This window comes from Clostridium yunnanense, from assembly GCF_016595795.1.
GTDB lineage: Bacteria > Bacillota > Clostridia > Clostridiales > Clostridiaceae > Clostridium_AR > Clostridium_AR yunnanense.
On sequence record NZ_JAENHN010000027.1, the window covers coordinates 53,815 to 76,418 of the forward strand.

The following is a 22,604-nucleotide window of genomic DNA, read 5'->3' on the forward strand; positions in this document are numbered from 1 at the left end:
GTTTTGAAAATAGATTTCGGATCGAAGTGGTTCATCTTTATAAGGGGAGTTCAGTATGGAAAATCAAGCTAGATATTTGGTATTTAAAAATATGAATTGTAATATTCATTATTGGTATAGAAAGGGAACGACTAATAAGTGGGTGATATTTTTTCATGGAGCAGGTGTTGATGATGAAATGTTCAATGAGCAAATTAAGGCATTAGATGACACCTATAACTTAATTGCATGGGACTGTCGAGGCCATGGGTTGTCAAAAATGGAGCAAGGGCAAAAGTTTCAGTTTAAAGATATGATTAGCGATTGCAAAAAACTATATGAAATTTATAATATTGATAAGGCTGTTCTTATTGGACAATCGATGGGAGGTAACTTAGCACAGGAAATAGCTTACTATTATCCAGAGCTAGTAGAGAAATTAGTGCTTATTGATTGTACCAAAAACACAGGCAAGCTCACATTTATAGAAAAATGTTCTTTAAAATGTACTAAGTTTATCTTTAACTGTTATCCCTGGAAGCTTCTTATAAAGCAGAGTGCTAATGCTTGTGGAAACAAGGAAAGTGTAAAGAAATATGTTAAGAATTGCTTTGAAAAGATAGATAAAGAAACCTTTATTGATATTATAACTGATTTAACAAAATGTCTTCATTATGATCCAGAATTCAAGTTTAAGAATCCTGTGTTATTACTTTGTGGTTCAGATGATAAAACAGGCAATATTAAAAAGATTGCTGAGCCGTGGGCAAAAAGTGATAGTAGTTGTATACTTCATTTTATCGACCATGCAGGACATAACTCCAATCAGGATAATCCAGAGATGGTAAATAAGTTGATCATCGACTTTATAAATAGTTAATTATATTAGGGGGACATTTATACTGATTCGTGGAACTTTTACTATAATCCAGCATAATAATGTTAGTATACAATAGTAAATTATTGTTGAAATAAAGCTTGATGAGGATGGAAGGAGTAAATGAAAAATAAATACGTATTCATAATAAGTTTAATTATAATGATAATTTCAATACTAATTATGTATATTAATCGCTTTGTAGAGCCACTTCCAGACATAGCTATAAGGGTTTTAGGTGGCTTAATGCTTGGTAATATATTTGTTTTAAGTTATAGTGCTGTAAAATTGAAGAATAAAAATCAGTGATGTTTACTTAATAAAAGAGTAATGCAGAAAAATGAATCATAATAGATTTTTTGTGAAGACAGAGAAGCACCTTTATAATAAACCCCACGACGATATTGATTTATATTGTCGTGGGGTTTATTTTTACAACACTGATAAAATAGTTATTGACACGATAGGATTATTGGCACAGCATTTGCTGTACTACTGGAGTGTGTCCGAGAGATTAATAGATAACTAAGTGCTGCTTTTTTCTACCTATACAAAGTGGTATTACGATATATTTTTGTTTACAAAGGAAACAATAGGAGCTATAATGATATTGTTTCCTTAGTAAACAAAATGTGAGGTGTTTTATATGATAACTGATGAACTTCTTAGTACAACTTTTAATAATGTCTCTGAAATACATAATTTAATAAAAAAAACAGAGGAAATGAAGTTTTTGACCGATTATACATTTACTGAAGTACATTGCATTGAGCAAATAGAAAAAATGGAAGACCCCAATGTTACAAAGTTATCAAAAACCTTTGAAATGACTCGGGGGGCAATTAGTAAGATAATAAAAAAACTAATTGAAAAAGGCGCAATAGAGATATATAGAAAGACAGAAAATAAAAAAGAAATTTATTATAAACTTACTGAAAGCGGTATGTTAACATTCATGGAGCATGAAGAAATGCACAAATCAAGGCTAGAAAGAGATAAAGTTATCTTCAGTAAATTAAGTGAAGATGAGAAGGCTACTTTTGTAAATATTTTAAATAAGGTTCATGAACAACTGACTGTAGAACTAAAAGATGCAGGCATTGACGAGTATATATAATGAAATAATTAAAAACATTGCAAATTAAAATTTTGATAATATGAGAGGATGACACCTATATGAAACAAGAAATTTATATCTGCGGTAAGAAAAAATCTGAATTGGTTAAGGGTATACTTGCAAATTTTCCACCTGATTTTTTAGAAGATGTAAATGCAAATATATCAGATATTAAAACTAAACATCTTGATTTACCGTATTGTGATTTACCGGATTCAAAAACTTTGGATATTTATCTTCCAGATCAAGGTGAAAAGCCATTTCCAGTGTTGGTTTTCTTTTTTGGAGGTGGATTCTTATTCGGGGACAAAAGAGGAACTCAATTAGAAATACCTCTTTTAGCCAGAGAATTAGGATTTGCTGTGGTAAGTGTCAATTACACTTTAAGCAGCGAAGGAGAGTATCCAAGACTTGTATATGATGTAAAATCATCCATAAGATATTTACGTGCAAATGCAGAACAATATGGGCTTGATTCAAAAAAGATAATTACAATTGGGTTTTCTGCTGGAGGAACTCTTTCAGCATTACTTGGAACTACCTCTGGTGTAAAGGAGTTGGAGGGACTATCCTTTGGAAACTCAGATTATTCAAGTGATGTTCAGGGAGTTATAGATTTCTGTGGTCCAACAAATATTCTTGCTATGAAAGATGAAATGAGTGAGCATGTATTGAAAACTGGAATATCACCTTCACTGTCCTATGGTGAGCCAGATTCGGTAGAATCATTACTTTTTGGTGCACTAGCAAGTGATGTACCTGAAAAGGCTAAAGCTTTTTCGCCTATTACGCATGTTAATTCCAATGTTCCACAATTTCTTATAATACATGGAGCACAGGACGATACTGTACCTCCACAGCAGTCTATTGAACTTGCAGAGTTGATAGAAGAAAAGGCAGGAAAAGATAAAGTAGAATGCCATATCTTAGAAGATGCTGGACACTGTGATGAAGAATTTTTTAAGGATGCAGTTCCACTAATGTTCAACTTCTTAAATAAATATATTTAAAAAAGAATTATTAATTTGGTAAACCGTTAAGAACAAGAGGCTATTACTGAAACAGAGCTAAACAAATAAACTAGAATTAAATTTTGATGTAAGTCTATTAAAACCTCGGCAGAAATGTCGAGGTTTTTAACTATCGAATTATTAAATATATACCATTTCAATTCCAAATGAAAAGTAAGTTCTATAGTATATTAAGAAAAAAATACTAGCTTTTAGAAGAAAACATCTCAATACTAGGCATTACATAAGGTAATATATTATGTGAAAGTTCTTCAGCTGAAAGCTGTCTCCCTTGACTATACCAGTAGCTAGTAGCTCCATATATAGAATTACTTATCATTATGGATAATAGATCTAACTTATCTTGATCAATGATGCCAAAGGCAGTGGTGTTTGTTAACATTAGAGCAATAAGTTCTTTAAGCTTAAGCTGTATCTTACTATCCATAAAAGAAGAAATTGATTTATAAACCATATTACAATGATTGCTGATATTCTCATGATAATTGCACATAGCAACTATTAAATCCTTTAGTGTATCTTCATTTAACTGTACATCAGCTTGAAGTTTACTGGATATGCCAGAGGTGAAGGCATCCGAAAGCAACTGATCTAGAAGAATATACTTATCTTCAAAATGAGCATAAAAGGTGGATCTATTTATATTGGCTCTTTCTACTATATATTTTACGGTTATTGCTTCAAAAACTTTTTCTCTTGTTAAGGAAAGAAAGGCATCTTGTATCAAAATGCGAGTTCTAGCAGCTCTTGGATCTATTTTTTTAGTTTCAGGTGTCATTTATCATACCTCTTAATAAAATGTTTCTCCATCACTTTTAATACTTTGATGGGTTAACCGACAGAACTGAAGTTTTGTTGGTTGAACTAGTTTCCTACGGATATTATCATAATAACATGCAGAAATCACTTTGACAACACGTGTTGGAGAGAGGGGTGGCATTGACATTAAAAGCTATAAGTTTATAAGGATATCCGGTTCAATTATATTAAAATTATGTAAAAGGAGCTAGAATAGAATGAAATTATTATTTGATAAAACTAATATAGGAAAGTTAGAATTAAAGAACAGATTTTTTAGATCTGCAACTGGTGATGGCTTTATTAAGGATGGACACCCAACAGAGGAAATGTTTGCAGCATATGAAGAGTTAGCTAGAGGTGGCGTTGGAACCATAATAACAGGCAACGCTAAAATAACTGACTACAAGATTCCGTTTTTTGATATGCTTAGTATAGAGGATGATTCTTTTATACCTGAACTAAAAAGTTTTACTGATAGAGTCCATGCTTTGAAAACCAATATCATACTTCAAATTGCATACTTTGGTTCATTAATTGGAGCAGAAGAAGGAGATATTTTAGGTCCAAGTGCTATACCGAATTTTATATCAAAAATTGTACCTAAGGAAATGTCAAAGGAAGATATTAAATATATACAAAAGGCATTTGCGATCGCAGCACTAAGAAGTAAAAAAGCTGGTTTTGATGGTGTACAGCTTCACGCAGCACATGGTTTTCTTTTGAGTCAGTTTTTAACTCCATATTATAACCGTAGAACAGATGAATATGGTGGAAATATCGAAAATAGAGCGAGAATGCTTATAGAGACTTGCAAGGAAGTAAGAGAACTGGTAGGAGAAGACTATCCTATTTTAATAAAGATAAATAGTAGTGATGCTATGGAGCAAGGGATGACATTTGAAGAATGCAAATATGTTTGTAAAAAGTTGCAAGAGGTTGGAGTAAATGCAGTGGAGATAAGCGGCAGTACCCACACTTTCAAGCCGCAACAAGAAGCATACTTTAAGGATTATGCTGCAGAAATTGCCTCTGAGATTGATATACCGATTATCGTAGTTGGAGGAAATAGAGACTATGCAGCTATGGAAGCTATATTAAATGAAACTTCTATCGAGTATTTCTCATTCTCAAGACCATTTATTGCAGAAAGTGATTTTATTAGACGCTGGGAAAACGGAGATACAAGTAGAGTAAAGTGTGTTTCCTGTAATGGCTGCAACAGGCCAGAAAGTATGGGAAGATGTGTATTGAAAAAGTAGGCGCTGTTAAACACCATGTTGAAATTAATTAGTTAATCATCCGACGCTTTAATGAGCTTACGCAAAGAATTAATATGATTTTATCATATTCCATGTCTAAAAATGTAAACTCACTACGTTCGAACAGTACATTTTTACTTTTTAAAAATCCATGCATTATATAAATATTTTATAACTTAAATTTAATAAAATAAAAGGTCACCTGAATTAAAAGTAAAAAGTAAAAATTTATCGCCTGCCAGAATTTCTTCACATACGTTCAGAAAAGGCAGATGCGTAAAAAATAACTAACAAAGAACGATTAGTGATTTTTTAGAGCCATTCCATCTGACAAAATCATTTAATTCTAATAGCTTGCTCATAGAGCGTCTCCTGTATAACTAATTAATTTCAACAATATTATTAAACATAGCCTAAAAATAAAATAAGTAAATGTGCCATAAGTTAGAAGCTTAATGGCGCATTTTTTTACAGTATAGGAAGGATCCATGAAACTAAAGCTATTGATACTTTTTAAACAATATAATAAAATGTTTGAAAAGTAGAAAATTAGGAGGAATAATCAATGCTGTTAGATCAATTAAAGACTAGAAGAAGCATTAGAAAGTATGAAGATAAGGTAGTTGAAAAGGAAAAAATAGATACAATACTTAAAAGTGCACTACTTGCACCATCATCCATGTCAAGAAAGCCACTACAATTCATCGCTGTTACTGATACAGAATTGCTTAAAAAACTTTCTGTGTGCAGAGAACCAGGTCCTCGTTATTTGGCAGCTGCACCTTTAGCGATTATAGTTATAGCAGATAATACCGCAAGTGATGTATGGGTTGAAGATGCATCCATAGCAGCAACTTTTATGCAATTAACGGCACACGACTTAGGACTTGGATCATGTTGGATACAAGTAAGAAAAAGATTCCGTACAGAACAAGAGACAGCAGAGCAATATATTAAAGAAGTAATGGGGATACCTGAACAGTATAGTGTTCAATGCATTTTATCTATTGGCTATCCTGGAGAGGAAAAAAAGCCTTATGAAGAAGAGGCTTTGCAGTATGAAAAACTTCATTTTAATAAATTTTAAGTTTAGGCTATGTCAAAGAATAATGTTGATAATATGCAAATTATTAGGGGAACTTTTTAATAAGTTGCCCTAATAAGTATGTTTAATCTACATTATCTACGTTAAATTCAAGTTCAAGACATCTATTAGATGATAGTTTTTAATAGCGTTTATTATAACATAACTTACAAAATATGTTATGGTAAAGACAGTTAAATAAATATTCTGTTTAAGATAATGGTTATAGTGTGATATTACGTTCTTGAAAGACTTTTTTTGCTGTAAAGATAGCATTTAGTACTTTGGGAAATCCAGTATAAGGTATGCATTGCAGAAAGGTTTCTACCACTTTGACTGGCTCTATTCCTGTGTTTAAGGCTCCGTTAATATGAACTTCTAATTGTGGTTCGCATCCACCAGCTGTAAGTAGGCTAACGATAGTAATCATTTCTCGCTCCTGAAGTGATAAAACAGGTCTAGAATAAATATCACCAAAAGCAAATTCAATGATGTATTTTCCGAGGTCTGGTGATATATCTTGTAGAGATTGAATCACTGCATCGCCACCTTTTCCATCTACAGCTTTTAATTTTTCCATTCCTTTTATAAATCTTGTATTATCCATAATAAAACCTCCAAATGTAGTTGATATTTGAAGAATATCACTTCAAGTATGGTTTAAGTCAATGAACAAATTATGAATTATAGATAAAGATGAAACACTTCGATCCTCAATCTATTTTTAAAACTCTCACGGCTTATGGAGATTTTCGGGCAAGTATAACTTAATAGTTGAGCTAGGAACCCTATAGAAAAATTCAAATAAAATGTAAGTTTATGATATAATTACAGATAATGGGTAATGCCATTTTGATATGTTATGAAAGAATTTATACAGGCGAGGTGTGAAATGACAATTGGTGAATTCTCTGATTTAACCGGTATAAGCTGTTCGGCATTAAGATATTATGAGGACAAGGGTTTGCTCCAGGTTGAAAGAGATTTTGGAAATAGAAGAATTTATTCTGATAAAGACATTGAATGGGTGAAGTTTCTACAACGGCTTAAGGATACAGGTATGTCTCTAAAAGATATTAAGAGATATTCTGATTTGAGGTATGAGGGAGATTCCACAATTTCAGAAAGACTTGAGATATTACAAAATCATGAGATTTATGTGGAGAAACAAAGAAGACTCTGGGAAGAATACTCTGAAAATCTAAAGTCTAAAATTCAGTGGTATAAAAATAAGCTTTGATTTTAGAGATATTGTAAGAAATACTTTGAATATATATGTGTATAAGACAAAGAACACGGAATAAAATAAAGTCTATTTGAAATCGGTACATCTATAGATAAACTACTTCATGCTAGAATGTATACTAGGAGTTTAATGACTGAAGAAGTTTATCCGTTCAGAGGAATGATAAATACCAATTTTAGAAGTTAATAGTTATGGAATTATGGGATGGATATAGAGAAGATGGAACCCTTGCAGGTTGCAATTTGGTTAGGGGTGAAGTAATTCCTGCTGGGTTATTTCATTTGGTCAGTGAAATAATAGTTAGGCATGAAGATGGTATGTTTTTGCTTATGCAAAGAGATTTGGAAAAGCCTAATTTTCCAGGATTGTATGTAGCCAGTGCAGGTGGTAGTGCATTGATAGGTGAAGGACCTTATGATGCTGCCATTAGGGAACTGAAAGAGGAAACAGGCGTTGAAGCCAAAGAATTAGAACAAATATATAGATGCAAGAGTAAAGACACTATATATCATGGCTATCTATGTAAAACCAATTGTGATAAAAATTCAATTAAGCTTGAAAAAGGCGAAACAATTTCATATTTGTGGCTGAGAAAAGAAGAGTTTTTGGAGTTTATAGAATCAGATCAGTATATGCAGAGTCATAAAGACAGAATGATGGAATATCTAGATATGATTAGATAAATGGTAGCTAAGTACAAATGAGCTATATAAATACTATTTAATGTAGTGTTTGTACAGCTTTTTTTGTTTCTGTACTAGTACAATTGAAGTGCCTATGGATATACATATTTTCTATATATTTGAATATTTGTGAGAGCGTAGTGTATAATTAAAGAAATGTATATAGAGCACAAATTGTAATATAGTTAAGGTAATTAAATTTGACAGCGGACGAGCATTAGCATTATATGAATTGAGGTTTTAAATTTGATAAGTGCTAATTTAAGACTAAGTAATGTAAATATTAATTTTGTGGAGGAAATATTTATGAATAAAGTGAACTTAAAGCATATAGCATCTTGGATACATAGAAATGCAAGAGAACTTGAGATTGCAATATGGAGATATCATTTTGAGAATGGAAATAAAGAAGATGTAGTTAATGCTTTAATGTATTATCAAAACGAAGATGGTGGGTTTGGTAATACGGTTGACCCTGATAATTGGAATGTAAATTCATTACCAATGGCAACACTATTTACTATTAATATTTTAAAGGATATTGAATTCTATGACATGCAGCATCCGATTTATTTAGGGATAAAAAAGTATATTGACACTAAATTAAACTTTCCAGAAGGTTGTGATTTTACAGTAGCTACCAATATAGATTATCCTCATGCAAGTTACTATAATCATGATGAAAATTACAATAGAACTGAAAGTACGGGTGTGATTTTAGGATTTTGTTCCTTTATTATTGAACATTATGATGACTCAAAAATATATTCAGAGACACTAGAACTTGTTCGCAAGATGATGGATCATTTATACACTGATAACCTTGGAGATATGGGGCCAACAGGTTATATTTCATTGATTAATGCTATGAGACATAAACAGGTTCAGGGATATGATTATGAAAAATTGGATTTAAGATTGAAAGAACTAGTAAATAACTCTATTCAAAGAAACCCAGAACAGTGGCCTTATTATGGGTATAGACCATCAGATTATATCAAGTCTGAAGATAGTATTTTCTATGAAGATAATAAAGATATTGTTAATGTAGAATTAGATTTTTTACAGGACACCTTGCCAGAAAATGACGTTTGGCCAATTACATGGTCATGGTTTGAAAACAACGAAAAGTATCCAAAGGAGTCAACAATTAGTGGCAACTGGTGGAAATCTATCAAAGCAATTGAAAGAGCAAAGTTCTTAAAGAATTTTGGAAGAACGTATTAACAAGTTTAGCTTAAGGAAGAGATAAGATATGCTACTTAATGTAAAAAGATTATCACAAGTAGAGGCAAGAAAATTAATGATGGTGTATGAAGAAAGCAATGTAGGAAATAATAAATGCTTTTTTCCAGACAATAAGGATATTAGCAAAGGAAAAAAGGCAGAAGAAGAGAAATTTTTAGATTATCTTAGTAATGATTTTTTTAAACTCGACAATTCAGTTCTATATGTATGGGAAGAAGATAAGATATGGGTAAGTGCTCTTAGATTATACAAAATAAATGAGAAGCTTTATTTTCTCGAAGCTTTAGAGACGCATCCTGGTTATAGAAGGAAAGGCTATGGAAAAAAATTAATAGATAATTTAATAGAAGAGTTGAAGCAAAACGGCAACTTTATATTAAAAAGCTATGTTTATGAAAATAACATTGCTTCACTTAATACACATCTTAGGTGTGGATTCGTAGAAGAAGAGGATAGGGCCTTTGATTATGTAGACGAGTCTTATGTTGATAACTCAATAAGTCTAGCATTTAAATATGGGGTATAGCTTAAAGTATAGGGAAAAGATTTTGTAGAAGTTCTGATAGCAAAATCCTCTAAAACCTTGATTCTATGAGTAAATAGTTAAATAGTTATAAAGTTAACTTTTTTAAAATTTATAATTTTAAGAAGGTAAAAAGTTTTATTCATAAATATTTGAAAAGGTATATTTATATAAATTTAAAAAGTTATGTAGTATCGAAACATTAAGAGACGAGGAAAAACCAAATGAATGAAAGAAATATAATTACAGAAACAAATAAGCCCAATACCGTAAAAACTTTATATGAGGATTTTCTAAACCTTGGCGTGAATAGCTCAGATATATTATTAGTGCATTCCTCCATGTCTAGCATGGGATGGATTTGTGGTGGAGCACAGGCTGTCATAACTGCCTTGAAGGAAGCGGTAGGTAGTGATGGAACCATAGTAATGCCAGCTCAAAGTGGAGATTGGTCAGACCCTGCAGGTTGGGAAAAACCACCTGTACCAAAGGAGTGGATCCAAATAATTTATGATAGTATGCCAGCTTTTGATCCAGAGCTTACGCCAACAAGAGGTATGGGACGTATAGCAGAATTGTTTAGAACTGTACCAAATACAATACGCTCAAACCATCCTCAACGATCCTTTAGTGCAAATGGCAAGGATGCAGCCTATATTACTCAAGATCATCCCCTTACTCCTCATTTTGGAATAGAATCTCCTCTAGGCAAAATGTATAATCTTAAAACAAAGGTTCTTTTATTAGGAGTTGGCTATGATTCTTGCACAAGTTTTCATCTTGCAGAAACCTTTATAAATGAAATGCCAAAAGAAAGACTTGGTGCTGCAATAATGGAAAATGGCGAGAGATGCTGGAAGTGGTTCGAGGATTATGCTTATGATATAGAGGGCTTTGACCTAATCGGTAAGGAATTTGAGGAAAAGTGTAGTGTACAAGTAGGCAAGATTGGCAATGCTGACTGCAGACTATTTGATATGAAGGAAGCAGTTGATTTTGCAAAGGATTGGCTAATTAAACATAGGTTTAATATGTAGAATATTTAAATTGGGGAGAAATGATTATGAATTTAGAAGCATTACGATTAGATTGTGCAATTAAGCAAAAGAAAGGGCTGCATTTTATATTAGCATCTATTATTATTTGGTGTGCTGTACTAATAATTCATTTAACAGCACTACCTATCTTAACAAAGAACTTATTTACATTTTGTGCTACAGCACCATTAATGCCTATAGCATTCTTCATAACAAAAATAATCAAAGTTGATTTTCAAAACAAAGAAAATCCGTTAACTAATTTAGGCGTTCTTTTCTCTGCAAATCAGATGCTATATTTACTGATTGCAATGTGGGTGTATCCAACAGTACCTGAAAAAATGTTAATGGTAATAGCAATGATTTTTGGAGCGCATTTATTACCATATGGTTGGCTATATAAATCAAAATCCTATATGGTAGTTGCTACTTTGGTACCAATTTTGTCCCTTATAGTAGGTATAAACTTTAAACCTTATATTCTTGCAAGTATGATGATTTTAATAGAAATTATATTTAGTGTTTGTTTGATATTAGAGAATAAAAAAATATCGCAAATTTAAATCATACACTTTAATTTGTCCATGAGAATATTTAAAGTGAGAAATAGTTGTATTACTTAATACAATAATTAATGACTAATATATGAAAGGAGGAGATTTTATGAGAGCACCGTATCAAGTTTTAGTATTTCCTTATCATATCAATGAGCAAGGTATAGAATATGCTATATTTCATAGAAGTGACTATGACTGTTGGCAAGCAATCTCTGGTGGAGGAGAAGACGGAGAAACCGTAATTGAATCTGCTAAAAGAGAAGCATGGGAAGAAGCAGAAATTCCTATGGATTCAAATTACATTAAGTTAGATACAGTTAATTCAATACCTGCTGATGAGTTTTCAGACAGTAAATATTGGGGTGAAGATGTGTATGTTATACCAGAAAATTGTTTTGGGGTTGAAATTACTTATAAACAATTAAAGCTTTCACATGAACATACAGAATATACTTGGATGAGTTATGCTGATGCTATTTCATGTTTAAAATATGATGGAAATAAAATAGCACTGGGTGAACTTAATAAAAGACTAAATAGGAGAGGTGAGTGAAATTATGGCTTATAAATTAAAAGAAGCAACAATAAGAACAAATAATTCTGAAGAAGGAATGAAAATGATTGATGAACTTTGGGAGGATATTTCAAGCGGAAAACTTCCTGTTTTGTTTGATAGTGAGCATACATTTCAACAAGGCATTTCTCCAGTTTCAAGATATAGCAACTATTCTAGTGATGAGAGTGGAGATTATGACCTTACCATAATGGCTGTATCAGTTGAATTCTTTAAAAATATGGAAGTAGCAGTAAGTAAGGGATTATATAAAAAGTATGTTGAAAAAGACGAAAACGGAGAAATAGGTGTATGTGCAAAAAAAGCCTGGGAAAAAGTATGGAATGAGCAAAAATCAGGTGAAATAAAAAGAGCATTTACTATGGATTATGAGAGCTCTGTTCCTAGTGAATATACGAAGGATGGAAAAGCACATTGCTATTTATATATTGCAATTCAGTAAAGCGTAAAAGCATATTTGGGACATATTATTAAACAAAGAAGTTCCAGTATAAGTTTGAGTAATTTTATTTTTTACCAAAGTGCTTAACTAAAAAGCTTGGTATCAGTATAAATATAGTTATTAGAATACTATCTAGTATAAAAACATCAAAAAGAAATTGCGGTAATGACAATACAGACATATGTAATCCTCCTTTTCATTTATATATAAATATTACTGATACTCTATAATAATTACTCTATTTTAGAAAAACTAATTATAGGTAAACTGCTTCATATTAGAATTTATCAAAATAAAGATTCGTAGAAACACCGAAATATTTATTTGGAGTTTAAATACTGAAGTAGTTTATCTGATTAAGTGGAATATATATTTGAGACTAATCTTAAATTACTTATAATTCAGCAAAGTTATTAACATTAAGAAGTTTTGAAAGATTGTGTGCTAGAGTTGGACAAGGCTTATTTAGTATCTCCTGCAATGGAGCATAAAGAAGGTTTTAACTATTGATTGTGCAAATTTAGTATCCTGTAAACTTGCTGAAAAGTGTGGCTTTGAATTGTTTGAAAGAAGAACACCCATAGGGCATAAGCAACCTAACATGGAAAGTGATAGTTATTTTTACTATCGTAAGTATAGATAAATTACAATTTAAGTTTTATTAATAAAATAGTAATTTGTATGTCAGATGTTGATACAATTCATTAGGAGGTAATTGCATGATACTAGAAACTAAAAGGTTAATTTTAAGAGAAATGACACAAGCAGATTTTTCGGATCTTTGTAAGATTATGCAGGATGATGAAGTAATGTATGCTTATGAGGGTGCATTTACAATTGATGAAATTCAAGTATGGCTTGAGAGACAAATTGAACGTTATAAAGAACATGGCTTTGGTCTATGGGCAGTTGTTCTGAAAGAAACGGATAATATGATAGGACAATGTGGGTTGACATTGCAAGATTACAACAGTAACAAGGTACTGGAAGTCGGTTATCTTTTTCAAAAAGATTATTGGCATCACGGATATGCAAGTGAGGCTGCAATTGCCTGTAAAAAATACGCCTTTGATAAGCTAAATGCTAAAGAAGTATATTCTATTATTAGAGATACAAATATACCATCACAAAACGTAGCAATAAGAAATGGAATGACTTGTATAGATAAGTTTGTGAAACATTACCGAGGAGTTGATATGCCTCATTTTCTATTCTCTGTTAAGAAGATTGTATGATATATAAGTGCTATTTAATTTACTTCATCAATTAATCATCTAAAATATCATTACTTTAATAGTTTATGAACAAAACTATTCTACTGAAAGAATTTCTTAACTTATATTTCTTGACTTATATTTCAGAAAAGACTGATGTGAAAAGAGACACACTTAAGAATGGCGATTTGCCATTTTTATATGAACGTTTTTATCATTTTAATTGTCTACTATAAATGGATCATATCAGAAAGGAACTTCAGTAAATTTTTATAGTATGGAGTTATTTGTTAAATAAATGTTGGTAATGATTAAAAAATGAACATGTGGCAAGCATTAAGAGGATAGAGTAATTATTAAATTTTCTTAGTGAGGTGTTCTTTTTGCTACAGCATGATGTTAAACTTAAAAAATTTGATCTGCATACTAACGATGTTCTAAAAAGAGATTTTTATAAAGATAGAGTTGTAGAGACTTGTCCAATTTGTGAGTCAAATTGGTATATTAAATATGGCTTTTATAATGGAATTCAAAGATACAAATGTAAAGTATGCGAAAAAACTTTTTCGCGTACAACTAATTCATTGTGGAGTTATTCAAAAAAGAACACTAGAACCTGGATGGAGTTTACTGAATTAATGACCGAAAATAAAACTTTAAAGTTTTGTGCTGAGAAGCTAAATATAAGTATTGGCACAGCTTTTTATTGGAGACATAAAATACTTCAGGCGCTAAGTATAGACTCAACTCCAGATAGTTTATCAGGAGTTGTACATATAGGAAAAGTTATTATAAAAGAAAGCTTTAAAGGGTGCAGAGATTCAGAAATACTAGCCTTCAGAGCTCCAAGAGAAGATATTTGGATTATTGGTGCAAAAGGACAAGAAGACTCTATGTTTATAAAGCCAATATTTAAATTTAAGTATCAATGGGATAAAGTTGCTTTCGATGAAAAAGTTTATTCTAAAATAGAAAAAGATTCATACATTGCTCCCTGCTCGGACAGGAATATAAACTCAGTAGCAATAAGGCACAATAGAAATAACAGGAATAAATCCATTAAGGTAGAAGCTGAGTATAGGATAAAATATCTTTGGCCAAATTTGAAAAAATGGCTATCGATCTTTCACGGGGTGGCCTCAAAGTATCTTCAAAGATATCTTAGTTTTTTCATAATTATGAACTTGGATAAGGTGATTGATTATATGGGCTTGATATACGATAGATTATTCGAAGGGAATAGATTTATAAGAACTGATGAGATAAGAATTAGAAGTTCACTTTTTTAGAAATAAAAATTAACACCGGGGTTGTCCGTTTTTTCTGCATAGATATTTACCAACATTTAATTAATATATAACTATATAAAGAAAAAATATACTGTAAGCATAGAGCTACTGTATAAAGAAAAAATACACTGTAAGCATAGAGCTTGAGAAAATAATAGTGTAGTTATTACCAAAAAGGTGATTAATACATATTATAAGATCTATGCCCTCAATTATGCCATGAGTTTTGCAATTGCATATATCCTTTTATTTACGCTTTGCAAAATGGTGCAGATAGACTATGGAAATGCAAATTAAAGCAATTTGATGCAAAATGTCCAGATGGTGGAAGGGTATGTATTCATGGTGAATATATAGACAAATAAACTGAAAATAATGTGTTGTAAATGGACAACTAAGCTGTGGTCGTACTAAATCGAAGATTAAGGAGAAGAATATGGAACAAATATGGGAGAAACTTTATAAAGAAGCTATGAAGGTTATAAATCCACATGAAGTCTCAAGCACTATGTGGGTTGGAAGCGTTGCTTCAGCAGTATTAACAAAGAAGGGGAATATCTACACAGGTATATGCATAGATACAAATGGGTCCTTAGGAATGTGCGCAGAGAGAAATGCATTATCAACAATGCTTACCCATGGTGAAAATGAAGTTGATAAAGTAGTTTCTGTTTATAAGGATGGAAAAGTGATACCTTCTTGTGGTGCCTGTAGAGAATTTATGATGCACCTTGGAAAGGATGCAGATAATATAGAAATGTTACTTGATAATGAGGGAAGAACAATCAAGTTAATTGACTTACTTCCGGAATATCCAAGATATAAATAGCATGGAATGGAAAAATTTTGGAGATAAATAGGAAATTAACATAAAACTAAATGGAGGTTTGATTATGTATTATGAACAAGCTAGGAACTTTATTTACAAGAATGCGAGGCCACTTGATATAGCAAGGTGGAAGTATCTGTTTGAAAACGGAAGTAAGGAAGATGTACTGATAGCATTAACTTCGTATCAAAATGAGGACGGTGGTTTTGGAAATGCACTTGAGCCAGATTGTTGGAATCCTAATTCAGCTCCAGTTCAAACCTGGGTTGCCACCAAGATAATTAAAGAAATAAATTTGGAGGATAAAAATCACCCTATTATACAAGCAATATTGAATTACTTAGCTTCGGGAAAGGATTTTGATGGACATACATGGTCAAATACAGTAGCTACTAACAACGATTATCCACATGCACCTTGGTGGAATTTTCAAACTTCCAAGGAAACATCATATAATCCTACAGCATGCTTTATTGGGTTTATATTGAAGTTTGCAGATAAAAGCAGTAAAATCTTTGAACTGTCTTGTAGTCTTGCTAAAGAAGCATACAGTTATTTTAAAATACATTTTCCTATGGACTCTATGCACACTATTTCTTGCTTTGTTGAATTGTATGAGTATATAAAAGAAAGCTCAATGAATGACCTTTTGGATATAGAGGAATTTAAAACATTACTACAACAACAGATTAAGCAAGTTATAACATACGACACATCAAAGTGGACAGTTGATTACGTATGTAAACCGTCCTTATTCATAGACACTAAAACAAGTGATTTCTACATGCAGAATAAAGAAATATGCGATTATGAATGTGAGTTTATCATAAATACTCAAGAATCAGATGGCACATGGGCTATCACCTGGTCATGGCCAGAGTATCCTGAACAATGGAACATTAGCAAAAATTGGTGGAAATCAGATTTGATTATAAGAAATGTTAGATATATTAAAGCAATACGTGGCTAAATTCCAATTTTTAAATCACAATAGGTACAACAAAAGAGTTTATGGAGGAGCAATTTAATCAACCTACTTCCGGAGTATCCAACATATAAATAGCTGTGAGGTAAAGGTGAACACATAATGTGGAGATAATTAATAATTTGAATTGTTGATTTTTTACGTTTTAGGAAGTGGTATTATTGTATACGTATAAATACAATCGCATCATCATTGTTGGTAATAATGGTAGTGGTAAAAGCTTTTTATCTAAAGAGTTGTCTGTTATTACAGGTTTGCCACTGGTTCATCTTGATGTTGAGTATTGGCGTCCTAATTGGGAAAACCCAACGAGAGAAGAATGGGTAAAGAAAGTAATGGAGCTTATATCAAAGGATAAATGGATAATAGATGGAAATCATACCAGCACAATGGAGATAAGATTTAAAGCGGCGGACTTAGTTATATTTCTTGATATAAATCGTTTTGTATGTTTGGCCCGCGTACTATTAAGAAACGGTAAAAAGCGTTCTGACACACCCGAATATCTCGAAGAAAAATTTGATAAGGCATTTTTGCATTTTTGTAAAGGTTTATGGAGTTTCTCTAAAACTCGTAAACATGTTATAACGGATTTACATAAAAAATATCCCAATAAGCCGTTTTTTGTTATTCATACAAGAAGAGAAATGAAAAAGTTATTAGATCAATGGAGTAATGAAAAAGATAAATATATAAATCAGGATTTATAAGAATAACATGAAGCTGACAAATAGTAGTTTTAAAAGCAGGTTTTACTGCTAAAGGAGAATATAGAAATGAAAATTGAGACAAATGATTTGATTATTCGTAATTTTGAGCTAAGTGATGAAAATGATTTATGTGAATATATGTTGCAACGAGTTAATTCTAAATTTGAGCGATATCCAGATTTCACTTGCCAAAAAGCGAAAAAAGAGGTTGAATTCAGAGCACAAAGTGATGAATTTTATGCAATTGAATTAAAAAAAGAACATAAGGTTATTGGAAATATTTATTTAGGAAAGAGGAATTTTAATACAAGAGAACTTGGATACGTATTGAATGAAAACTATCAGCATAAGGGCTATGGAAGTGATGCCAGTAAAGCAGCTATAGAATATATGTTTAATCGAGGCGTTCATCGAATTTATGCAGAATGTGCTCCTCAAAACACACCTTCATGGAAGTTAATGGAGAAGATTGGAATGATACGTGAAGCACATTTTAGAAAAAATGTTTCTTTCCATCAAGATGAGAATGGATGCCCTATATATTGGGACACCTATGTATATGCAATATTAAATCCATATAAGTAAGTTTATTCTGACTGACAAATTCCAATTTAAGGATTAATAATATAAATAGTAATTTGTGAAGGAGAAGAATATGGATGTATTATGAAAACATTAATATTTAATGGTTCTCCAAGGAAAGACGGAGATACTGTTAGTTTGATAAACGAACTGATTAATAAGTTAAATGGTGAATATAGAATAGTTAATACATATAATTGTAAAATAAAACCATGTACTGATTGTAGATTCTGTTGGAAAAATGAAGGTTGCTGTATTGATGACGAAATGCAGGAAATTTATAAGTATATACAGGAATGTGATAATATTTTAATTGCATCTCCTATCTATTTTTCTGAATTAACAGGATCATTGTTGAGTGTTGGAAGCAGGCTTCAAACTTATTTTTGTGGAAAATTCTTTCGTAAAGAGATTCCAATCAAAAAGTCTAAAAGAAGTGCTGTTATTGTTGTTGGTGGTGGCGATGGAAGCGTAAATAGACCATATGAAACAGCATGCACTTTACTTTATCATATGAATTCACATGATGTATTCCCACTTGTGTATAGTCATAATACAAATAGCAATCCAGCAATTACAGATATCAATGCTATAAGAGGCATAAATGGTATTGCAAAGTTTTTTAATTAGATAAGAGAATAATTTTTCATAGAAAAATAAGTACTGTACTATTTTTATTGGAAGCAATTCTAAATTCTTTTTACAGGATGAATAGATTTTAGAAAGTATCAAAAATTCTAAAAAAGAGATAAAAATACTTCCTGTAAGTAATGAAGTATTTAATTAACTTCATAAAAGGAGTGTTATATTTGGATTCTATAGAAATTATAAAAGATAAACTAAAGAGGAAAGCAACCTTAATGCAAATTGGAGGATTTAGACCAGATAATAACTTATTAACTTCATGGTTTGGGAGGGTTAATTTTTGCTTGCCAGGTGAAGATTGGCCTATTTGTAATGGAATACCTATGCATGCATTGTGTCAGATAAATTTGACACAGCTTCCATATGTACCAGAATCACTTAATGACTTAGAGTTTTTAGTTGTTTTCATTAGTCCAGATGAGTATCCAAACAATGATACTAACGGTGTTAATTGGTGCCTTAGAGCGTATAAAAGAATTGAAGAGTTGGTTCCACTTAAACAGATAGTTACAGGTTCAACTATAAGAGAATTCCAAATGCGAGGAATTCTAATTGATGAAGATTATCCTTGTTGGGAGGATTTTTCCGATGCTACACTTCAAGACAATCCATTAGAATTGACTGACGAACTTGAGGAATATTATTGGGATAACTTAGAAAATGTATCAGGTTTTAAGATCGGAGGTTGGCCTACCTTAATTCAGTCTGAAATTTACTGGGCACCATACAATCAACATCCAGCAAAACCGGAGTATATTTTCCAAATCGATTCTACTGAGAAAGGAAATTGGATGTGGGGTGACAATGGAGTTGGGTATTTTGGCAGGGGAACCAAAGAAGGTCATGAGGATGAATGGACTATTGAGTGGCAATGTTATTAATTCCACCGAATTAAGTTCAAAGGTACAACTTACAACAAACCCTTTCCAATAATTAAATTTGGAATGAACATAATTAATCATAGTGAAAAACATTGAGAAAAAGAGGTATACCGTATGAAAAACATATTCATATCAGTAATTATATTTGGTTTAATAATTATATTGATACTGGCATTAGTTAAGTATTTAAAAAATAAATACAATCCTAAACCATTAACGCTAACTATTTTAATAGTATCAATAGTATCAATTTTAGGTGGTTTAATAACATTAGGCTTGTGGAGTTCAGGTCTAAGATTGACACCTCTTCAGGCTTCAAAAGCTAACAGCTTTATAGAGGTGGATAGCAAATTTTTAAAAGAAATAAAGGTAGATGATAATTTCCTTCACATCTATTATAATCCTAAGGAAAAGTTATACAGAACTACGTTAACTAACCCTGTTGGATTTCTTTACAAAAGCACTTCTTCAACATCTTACTATCCACATGAAGACGACAAAGTATCAACCTTAGGAGGCAGTAATATTACAACAAAAGAAGGCAATAAATCTGTGTTATGCATAGTTACAAAAGATCCAGAAGTAACAGAATTCGCGGTACTTGATTCAGAGGGGAATTATATAAGCAGACAACCAGCTAAATCAGGAGAGCCTGTCACGATTCAGTATAAGCATCAGAATAGCGACAATGCATCAAACTATAGAATTTTAGCTTTAAATAAAGATCTAGATGTTGATTACTATTATGGTAATCAAACAAATTCTAATCAAAGCAGCACTAGTGATTATAAATGGAGTGTAATGAAAAACGAGAAATTAGACAGTAAATTTGCAGCAAAAATTAAATCAGGTAATTTAGTTACTAACTATAAAATTGATACAGTTCTTAAGGATATAGATAACTTAGGACTTAATACATTAAATATTCCTGTTGTTATAGCTATAAATGACCTTTCATCTAGTGATATGTCAATTGATAAAAACAGCGAAGAACAAGCCATAAATCTTATTAAGAAATTACAAGGCAAAAACATAAATATAATACTTGAGCCTTATCCATGGATAGCTAATGGTAGTAAAGTTGAGACAGAATGGAATCCTAAGGATATCAATGCTTTCTTTAACAATTGGAAAACAAAAGTATTAAAGCCTTTAATTGATGATATTGCAGTTCCTTATCATGTTGAGGCCTTTAACATAGGTACGAGCTTCAACAAAATTGAAGATTATGAAGACCAATTCTGTGAAATGATAGATTTTGTAAAGGGGCAGTACAAAGGTCTAGTTGCTTATAGAACAAGCTGGTGGGTAACAACTAATTGGAATGATCCTGCAACTAAAAAGATTGAAGAAAACTTAAAATCAGCATATAACAAAAAACTGAATAATAAATTATTTTCAAAGCTAGATTTCATATCTATCGCATCTTACTTTGAACTTACTGAAAAGGATACAAATACCGTGGACAACCTTGTCGGAGCTCTCCAAAGTACTCAAAGATATAATAGGAAGCAAAATGTTAAGCAAGAAATTAAAAACTTCAATACTAAGTGGAATAAACCAATCTTCTTTGGCGAATTGGGCTTTCCACCAAAAGATAAAGCTTCCATTGAGCCATGGAATCCATATCAAACCTACAAATGGAATGATAAAGAACAAGCTAATTGTTTTGAAGCCTACAAAACTGTATTTGAAAACGAACCATGGAATTTAGGCTTTTCAATTTTTGCAATCGGAAGTAAGGAATCTGACAACAACTACTATCCAAGTGATGATACTATGGAGGTCATAAAAGGATGGTATTCAAAATAGGAAATTTTAGAGGTGTAAGGATGGAGAAAAAGATCCCGCAGATAGGAATTGTAACTTGTATTTTATATTTTATAGCAGTAACGTTGTTTATTATTACCCAAACAGGACTAGCACTGACCATATGGGAGACGTTAACCATTATTGGTGCCCCAGTTATTTTGTTTGTTCTTATTGAACTTTCAAATATTATGAATATTAAAACTACCTATAGAAATGCAATGATTGTATTTATGTCTGGTACTTGTTCGCTAACAGGACTTGCACATATAGTTAACATAACAGTAACAAGAAAGTTGATAGCAGATGGTATAAATGTACCAAATTATTTTAGAATAGGGTACTGGCCTTCTGTGGAAATGGCAGTAGATTATCTAGCATGGGGTTTTTTTATGGGGTTAGCATTTTTATCAGTTGGCCTAGCAATCAATGGTGACAATAAGCAGAATTCAATGATGAAAAGAATAGTACTCATATGTGGTATTCTTTGCTTAACTGGTTTTTTCGGCACAATATTTATAAATGAGAATCTATGGTATTTTGCCCCGCTAGGTTATGGTTTTGGAATGATCTTAATTTGTATTAAGATGATGAAAAGAAAAAATGAGACTGATTAATTTACGAAAATCATCAAGGTTATGAGCATATGTATAACAATAAATTCAAGTTAGAGTAATATAAATTGTAATTTGTAGAGATGGTAGAAATGAATAATGTTATACAAGTGTTATCAAAAAACAAGGATTATAGATTAGATTTGGAAAAGAGGTGTTAATATGAATGATATTAAAGTAATTGCAATGTGTGGGAGTATGAGATTTTCAAGAGAAATGATGAAAATTTCAGAGGAATTAGAATTGAAAGATGGATATGCAGTAATTCAATGTGTCTATAATGTGGATGGAGAAAAATATGAAGATCTTGATACTGAATTATTAGGTAAAATCCATCGCAGAAAAATAGATATAAGTGATGCTATTTATGTAGTCAATGTTAATGGTTACATTGGAAATAGTACAAGAAATGAAATCGAATACGCAAGGGCATTAGGTAAAGAAATATTATCGCTTGAACCATTAGAATTGGAACAAGTAAAAATACCTTAATGGGTTTGATGGGATAATTCCGTTAAAAAATACAAATTCCAATTTTTAAATCAGAATAGTAAAATGCGAGAAATAATAGAATGTTTTGGCTTGTTA

27 protein-coding genes and 1 pseudogene are annotated in these 22,604 nt (G+C 31.5%); 26 read left to right on the plus strand and 2 right to left on the minus strand.

Translation table 11 applies throughout. The features are described 5' to 3' along the window. The first annotated feature begins 55 nt into the window (after positions 1 to 55). The 4 genes from JHL18_RS08860 (at position 56) to JHL18_RS08875 (ending at position 2,983) form a co-directional block, all read left to right on the plus strand. Complete coding sequence (locus JHL18_RS08860; RefSeq protein ID WP_200268271.1) at positions 56 to 859, plus strand: alpha/beta fold hydrolase; 804 nt, start codon at positions 56 to 58, stop codon at positions 857 to 859. A 120-nt stretch (positions 860 to 979) separates the two neighbouring features. Next, positions 980 to 1,165, plus strand: a complete 186-nt coding sequence (locus JHL18_RS08865; protein WP_200268273.1) for a hypothetical protein — start codon at positions 980 to 982, stop codon at positions 1,163 to 1,165. A gap of 337 nt (positions 1,166 to 1,502) precedes the next feature. Beyond that, positions 1,503 to 1,973 (plus strand): MarR family winged helix-turn-helix transcriptional regulator, encoded by a 471-nt coding sequence (locus JHL18_RS08870; protein WP_200268275.1) that lies wholly within the window; start codon positions 1,503 to 1,505, stop codon positions 1,971 to 1,973. A 59-nt stretch (positions 1,974 to 2,032) separates the two neighbouring features. Further along, positions 2,033 to 2,983: an alpha/beta hydrolase gene (locus tag JHL18_RS08875; protein ID WP_200268276.1), complete on the plus strand. Its 951-nt coding sequence runs from the start codon at positions 2,033 to 2,035 to the stop codon at positions 2,981 to 2,983. Between the two features lie 205 nt (positions 2,984 to 3,188). On the opposite strand, the gene JHL18_RS08880 is transcribed toward JHL18_RS08875, so the two are convergent. Then, the gene (locus tag JHL18_RS08880; protein WP_200268278.1) at positions 3,189 to 3,782 is read right to left on the minus strand and encodes a TetR/AcrR family transcriptional regulator; all 594 of its coding nucleotides are present in this window, start codon (positions 3,780 to 3,782) and stop codon (positions 3,189 to 3,191) included. Positions 3,783 to 4,020: 238 nt separating this feature from the next. On the opposite strand from JHL18_RS08880, the gene JHL18_RS08885 reads away from it, so the two are divergent. Together JHL18_RS08885 and JHL18_RS08890 are read left to right on the plus strand one after the other, a co-directional pair. Then, positions 4,021 to 5,064 (plus strand): NADH:flavin oxidoreductase, encoded by a 1,044-nt coding sequence (locus JHL18_RS08885; protein WP_200268280.1) that lies wholly within the window; start codon positions 4,021 to 4,023, stop codon positions 5,062 to 5,064. 565 nt (positions 5,065 to 5,629) lie between these two features. Then, positions 5,630 to 6,151 (plus strand): nitroreductase family protein, encoded by a 522-nt coding sequence (locus JHL18_RS08890; RefSeq protein WP_200268282.1) that lies wholly within the window; start codon positions 5,630 to 5,632, stop codon positions 6,149 to 6,151. Positions 6,152 to 6,371: 220 nt separating this feature from the next. Here JHL18_RS08890 and JHL18_RS08895 read toward each other — a convergent pair whose 3' ends face one another. Next, complete coding sequence (locus JHL18_RS08895) at positions 6,372 to 6,755, minus strand: carboxymuconolactone decarboxylase family protein (RefSeq protein ID WP_200268284.1); 384 nt, start codon at positions 6,753 to 6,755, stop codon at positions 6,372 to 6,374. A gap of 255 nt (positions 6,756 to 7,010) precedes the next feature. Between JHL18_RS08895 and JHL18_RS08900 the strand changes: the two genes are divergently transcribed. From JHL18_RS08900 to JHL18_RS08990, 20 genes and pseudogenes are all read left to right on the plus strand, one after another. Continuing rightward, positions 7,011 to 7,388, plus strand: a complete 378-nt coding sequence (locus tag JHL18_RS08900; protein WP_243277837.1) for a MerR family transcriptional regulator — start codon at positions 7,011 to 7,013, stop codon at positions 7,386 to 7,388. 197 nt (positions 7,389 to 7,585) lie between these two features. Further along, the gene (locus tag JHL18_RS08905) at positions 7,586 to 8,077 is read left to right on the plus strand and encodes an NUDIX hydrolase (RefSeq protein ID WP_200268288.1); all 492 of its coding nucleotides are present in this window, start codon (positions 7,586 to 7,588) and stop codon (positions 8,075 to 8,077) included. 306 nt (positions 8,078 to 8,383) lie between these two features. Further along, positions 8,384 to 9,304: a hypothetical protein gene (locus JHL18_RS08910; RefSeq protein ID WP_200268290.1), complete on the plus strand. Its 921-nt coding sequence runs from the start codon at positions 8,384 to 8,386 to the stop codon at positions 9,302 to 9,304. 28 nt (positions 9,305 to 9,332) lie between these two features. Next, on the plus strand, positions 9,333 to 9,851 hold the full coding sequence (locus JHL18_RS08915; RefSeq protein ID WP_200268292.1) for a GNAT family N-acetyltransferase: 519 nt from the start codon (positions 9,333 to 9,335) through the stop codon (positions 9,849 to 9,851). Between the two features lie 221 nt (positions 9,852 to 10,072). Beyond that, positions 10,073 to 10,885: an AAC(3) family N-acetyltransferase gene (locus JHL18_RS08920; protein ID WP_200268294.1), complete on the plus strand. Its 813-nt coding sequence runs from the start codon at positions 10,073 to 10,075 to the stop codon at positions 10,883 to 10,885. A gap of 26 nt (positions 10,886 to 10,911) precedes the next feature. Next, the gene (locus JHL18_RS08925) at positions 10,912 to 11,448 is read left to right on the plus strand and encodes a DUF7010 family protein (RefSeq protein ID WP_200268296.1); all 537 of its coding nucleotides are present in this window, start codon (positions 10,912 to 10,914) and stop codon (positions 11,446 to 11,448) included. 100 nt (positions 11,449 to 11,548) lie between these two features. Beyond that, positions 11,549 to 11,995 (plus strand): NUDIX hydrolase, encoded by a 447-nt coding sequence (locus tag JHL18_RS08930; protein ID WP_200268297.1) that lies wholly within the window; start codon positions 11,549 to 11,551, stop codon positions 11,993 to 11,995. Between the two features lie 4 nt (positions 11,996 to 11,999). Continuing rightward, positions 12,000 to 12,458 carry an AraC family transcriptional regulator gene (locus JHL18_RS08935; RefSeq protein ID WP_200268299.1) on the plus strand — a complete coding sequence of 153 codons (459 nt, stop codon included), beginning with the start codon at positions 12,000 to 12,002 and terminating at the stop codon, positions 12,456 to 12,458. A 719-nt stretch (positions 12,459 to 13,177) separates the two neighbouring features. Continuing rightward, positions 13,178 to 13,693 (plus strand): GNAT family N-acetyltransferase, encoded by a 516-nt coding sequence (locus tag JHL18_RS08940; protein ID WP_200268301.1) that lies wholly within the window; start codon positions 13,178 to 13,180, stop codon positions 13,691 to 13,693. Between the two features lie 362 nt (positions 13,694 to 14,055). Beyond that, the gene (locus JHL18_RS08945; protein WP_200268302.1) at positions 14,056 to 14,961 is read left to right on the plus strand and encodes an IS1 family transposase; all 906 of its coding nucleotides are present in this window, start codon (positions 14,056 to 14,058) and stop codon (positions 14,959 to 14,961) included. A 224-nt stretch (positions 14,962 to 15,185) separates the two neighbouring features. Next, positions 15,186 to 15,326 (plus strand): annotated as a pseudogene (locus tag JHL18_RS26575) (TIGR04076 family protein); the annotation flags it as partial. A gap of 71 nt (positions 15,327 to 15,397) precedes the next feature. After that, positions 15,398 to 15,790, plus strand: a complete 393-nt coding sequence (locus JHL18_RS08950; protein WP_200268304.1) for a cytidine deaminase family protein — start codon at positions 15,398 to 15,400, stop codon at positions 15,788 to 15,790. A 64-nt stretch (positions 15,791 to 15,854) separates the two neighbouring features. Continuing rightward, positions 15,855 to 16,760, plus strand: coding sequence for a hypothetical protein (locus JHL18_RS08955; RefSeq protein ID WP_200268306.1), 906 nt, complete (start codon positions 15,855 to 15,857; stop codon positions 16,758 to 16,760). A 176-nt stretch (positions 16,761 to 16,936) separates the two neighbouring features. Next, positions 16,937 to 17,485 carry a P-loop NTPase family protein gene (locus JHL18_RS08960; RefSeq protein WP_200268307.1) on the plus strand — a complete coding sequence of 183 codons (549 nt, stop codon included), beginning with the start codon at positions 16,937 to 16,939 and terminating at the stop codon, positions 17,483 to 17,485. A 66-nt stretch (positions 17,486 to 17,551) separates the two neighbouring features. Next, positions 17,552 to 18,070 (plus strand): GNAT family N-acetyltransferase, encoded by a 519-nt coding sequence (locus JHL18_RS08965; RefSeq protein ID WP_200268309.1) that lies wholly within the window; start codon positions 17,552 to 17,554, stop codon positions 18,068 to 18,070. An 81-nt stretch (positions 18,071 to 18,151) separates the two neighbouring features. Then, positions 18,152 to 18,697, plus strand: a complete 546-nt coding sequence (locus tag JHL18_RS08970; protein WP_200268311.1) for a flavodoxin family protein — start codon at positions 18,152 to 18,154, stop codon at positions 18,695 to 18,697. A gap of 179 nt (positions 18,698 to 18,876) precedes the next feature. Continuing rightward, positions 18,877 to 19,593 (plus strand): DUF1963 domain-containing protein, encoded by a 717-nt coding sequence (locus JHL18_RS08975; protein ID WP_200268313.1) that lies wholly within the window; start codon positions 18,877 to 18,879, stop codon positions 19,591 to 19,593. 705 nt (positions 19,594 to 20,298) lie between these two features. Further along, the gene (locus tag JHL18_RS25890; protein ID WP_420839217.1) at positions 20,299 to 21,405 is read left to right on the plus strand and encodes a glycoside hydrolase family 113; all 1,107 of its coding nucleotides are present in this window, start codon (positions 20,299 to 20,301) and stop codon (positions 21,403 to 21,405) included. Between the two features lie 20 nt (positions 21,406 to 21,425). After that, entirely contained in the window at positions 21,426 to 22,019 is a 594-nt protein-coding gene (locus tag JHL18_RS08985) for a hypothetical protein (protein WP_200268317.1), read from the plus strand. A 159-nt stretch (positions 22,020 to 22,178) separates the two neighbouring features. Continuing rightward, positions 22,179 to 22,508 carry a hypothetical protein gene (locus JHL18_RS08990; protein WP_207752997.1) on the plus strand — a complete coding sequence of 110 codons (330 nt, stop codon included), beginning with the start codon at positions 22,179 to 22,181 and terminating at the stop codon, positions 22,506 to 22,508. Positions 22,509 to 22,604 lie beyond the last annotated feature (96 nt).

Bases quoted from the DNA above. Each gene is read 5' to 3' on its own strand.
- JHL18_RS08970 (WP_200268311.1), top strand. From the start codon at position 18,152: ATGAAAACATTAATATTTAATGGTTCTCCAAGGAAAGACGGAGATACT.
- JHL18_RS08985 (WP_200268317.1), top strand. From the start codon at position 21,426: ATGGAGAAAAAGATCCCGCAGATAGGAATTGTAACTTGTATTTTATAT.
- JHL18_RS08890 (WP_200268282.1), top strand. From the start codon at position 5,630: ATGCTGTTAGATCAATTAAAGACTAGAAGAAGCATTAGAAAGTATGAA.
- JHL18_RS08930 (WP_200268297.1), top strand. From the start codon at position 11,549: ATGAGAGCACCGTATCAAGTTTTAGTATTTCCTTATCATATCAATGAG.
- JHL18_RS08865 (WP_200268273.1), top strand. From the start codon at position 980: ATGAAAAATAAATACGTATTCATAATAAGTTTAATTATAATGATAATT.
- JHL18_RS08880 (WP_200268278.1), bottom strand. From the start codon at position 3,782: ATGACACCTGAAACTAAAAAAATAGATCCAAGAGCTGCTAGAACTCGC.
- JHL18_RS08940 (WP_200268301.1), top strand. From the start codon at position 13,178: ATGATACTAGAAACTAAAAGGTTAATTTTAAGAGAAATGACACAAGCA.
- JHL18_RS08870 (WP_200268275.1), top strand. From the start codon at position 1,503: ATGATAACTGATGAACTTCTTAGTACAACTTTTAATAATGTCTCTGAA.
- JHL18_RS08910 (WP_200268290.1), top strand. From the start codon at position 8,384: ATGAATAAAGTGAACTTAAAGCATATAGCATCTTGGATACATAGAAAT.
- JHL18_RS08965 (WP_200268309.1), top strand. From the start codon at position 17,552: ATGAAAATTGAGACAAATGATTTGATTATTCGTAATTTTGAGCTAAGT.
- JHL18_RS08895 (WP_200268284.1), bottom strand. From the start codon at position 6,755: ATGGATAATACAAGATTTATAAAAGGAATGGAAAAATTAAAAGCTGTA.
- JHL18_RS08925 (WP_200268296.1), top strand. From the start codon at position 10,912: ATGAATTTAGAAGCATTACGATTAGATTGTGCAATTAAGCAAAAGAAA.
- JHL18_RS08875 (WP_200268276.1), top strand. From the start codon at position 2,033: ATGAAACAAGAAATTTATATCTGCGGTAAGAAAAAATCTGAATTGGTT.
- JHL18_RS08860 (WP_200268271.1), top strand. From the start codon at position 56: ATGGAAAATCAAGCTAGATATTTGGTATTTAAAAATATGAATTGTAAT.
- JHL18_RS08905 (WP_200268288.1), top strand. From the start codon at position 7,586: ATGGAATTATGGGATGGATATAGAGAAGATGGAACCCTTGCAGGTTGC.
- JHL18_RS08915 (WP_200268292.1), top strand. From the start codon at position 9,333: ATGCTACTTAATGTAAAAAGATTATCACAAGTAGAGGCAAGAAAATTA.
- JHL18_RS08920 (WP_200268294.1), top strand. From the start codon at position 10,073: ATGAATGAAAGAAATATAATTACAGAAACAAATAAGCCCAATACCGTA.
- JHL18_RS08950 (WP_200268304.1), top strand. From the start codon at position 15,398: ATGGAACAAATATGGGAGAAACTTTATAAAGAAGCTATGAAGGTTATA.
- JHL18_RS08990 (WP_207752997.1), top strand. From the start codon at position 22,179: ATGAATGATATTAAAGTAATTGCAATGTGTGGGAGTATGAGATTTTCA.
- JHL18_RS08900 (WP_243277837.1), top strand. From the start codon at position 7,011: ATGAAAGAATTTATACAGGCGAGGTGTGAAATGACAATTGGTGAATTC.
- JHL18_RS08935 (WP_200268299.1), top strand. From the start codon at position 12,000: ATGGCTTATAAATTAAAAGAAGCAACAATAAGAACAAATAATTCTGAA.
- JHL18_RS08955 (WP_200268306.1), top strand. From the start codon at position 15,855: ATGTATTATGAACAAGCTAGGAACTTTATTTACAAGAATGCGAGGCCA.
- JHL18_RS08885 (WP_200268280.1), top strand. From the start codon at position 4,021: ATGAAATTATTATTTGATAAAACTAATATAGGAAAGTTAGAATTAAAG.